Source organism: Pseudomonas sp. NPDC087803, from assembly GCF_044742995.1.
GTDB lineage: Bacteria > Pseudomonadota > Gammaproteobacteria > Pseudomonadales > Pseudomonadaceae > Aquipseudomonas.
Genome location: NZ_JBIUVO010000049.1, coordinates 1 through 1,329 on the forward strand (window position 1 = coordinate 1; position 1,329 = coordinate 1,329).

At 60.1% G+C, this 1,329-nt stretch carries 2 protein-coding genes; both read right to left on the reverse strand.

The features are described from left to right. Positions 1-578 (reverse strand): protease modulator HflC (gene hflC, locus ACIOUG_RS20220; protein WP_401068124.1); only part of this gene is annotated, 578 nt, incomplete at its 3' end. Beyond that, positions 578-1,329, reverse strand: a 752-nt coding sequence (gene hflK / locus ACIOUG_RS20225) for an FtsH protease activity modulator HflK (RefSeq protein WP_401068126.1), incomplete at its 5' end; no start/stop codon positions are given. The genes hflC and hflK, both read right to left, overlap by 1 nt.

A 1,329-nucleotide genomic window follows, 5' to 3' on the forward strand; every position in this document is an offset into this window, starting at 1 on the left:
GCCTCACGCTCACGCTCGGTGCTCATACGCTCGAACACGCTGCGGTTCACTTCTTTCGGCAGATCAATGGCCTTGACCCGGACATCGACCACTTCGATACCCAGCTCTTTTTCCGCCATCTTGTTCAGCGACGCAGTGATGTCAGCCATCAGCGCATCACGCTCACCCGACACCACTTCGTGCAGGGTGCGCTTGCCGAACTGGTCACGCAGACCGGATTCCAGACGACGGGACAGACGCTCGTCGGCGATCTGCTTGAGGCCGGAAGTCGCAGTGTAGAAGCGCTCGGCATCTTTCACCCGCCACTTGGCGTAGGCATCGACCATCACGGCTTTCTTTTCCAGGGTCAGGAAGCGCTGTGTCGGTGCATCCAGCGTCATCAGACGTGCGTCGAATTTACGCACCTGGTTAACGTAAGGCACTTTCACATGCAGGCCGGGCTGAACATCGGCCTGAACCACACGACCGAATTGCAGCAGCACCGCGCGCTCGGTCTGAGCCACGATGTAGAAGCAGTTCCAGCCCACCAGTACCACGACAACGCCAACGATCAGGGCGATCAGCGATTTATTGCTCATCAGCGGGTCTCCCTTGTACGTGTCTGCGGCAGGTCAGTGACATGCGGCGCGACGTCCGTGTTGTTGCTGGCGGCAGCCGAACCGGTGACCGGTGCATTGCTGCCCGAACTGTTCTGGATCATTTTGTCCAACGGCAGGTAAAGCAGGTTGCTCTGGCCGTTCTTGTTGCCGGTCACGAGCACCTTGCTGGTGTTGCTGAAGACTTCCTGCATGGTGTCCAGATACAGACGCTGGCGGGTGACTTCAGGGGCCTTGCGATACTCGGCGACCAGTTTGGTGAAGCGATCCGCCTCACCCTTGGCGCGCGAGACCGTCTCGTCGCGGTAACCGTTGGCATCCTCGAGGATGCGCTGGGCCTGACCACGGGCTTCCGGCACGACGCCGTTGGCGTAGGTTTCCGCCTGGTTGCGCGAACGCTGCTCGTCTTCACGGGCACGGATCACGTCGTCGAAGGCTTCCTGCACTTCACGCGGTGCCGCTGCGCTCTGTACGTTGACCTGGGTGACGGTGATACCGGTGCGATAGGTATCGAGGAAGCGTTGCAGACGCTCTTTGATTTCGCTGGCCATCAATTCACGACCTTCGGTCAGCACCTGGTCCATGGCGGTCGAACCCACCACGTGGCGCAGGGCGCTGTCGGTCGCATGCTGCAGGCTGATTTCCGGCTGATCGACGTTCAGCACGAAGTCCTGCAGGTTGCTGATCTTGTACTGCACGGTCAGCGGCACTTCGACGATGTTCTCGTCTTCGG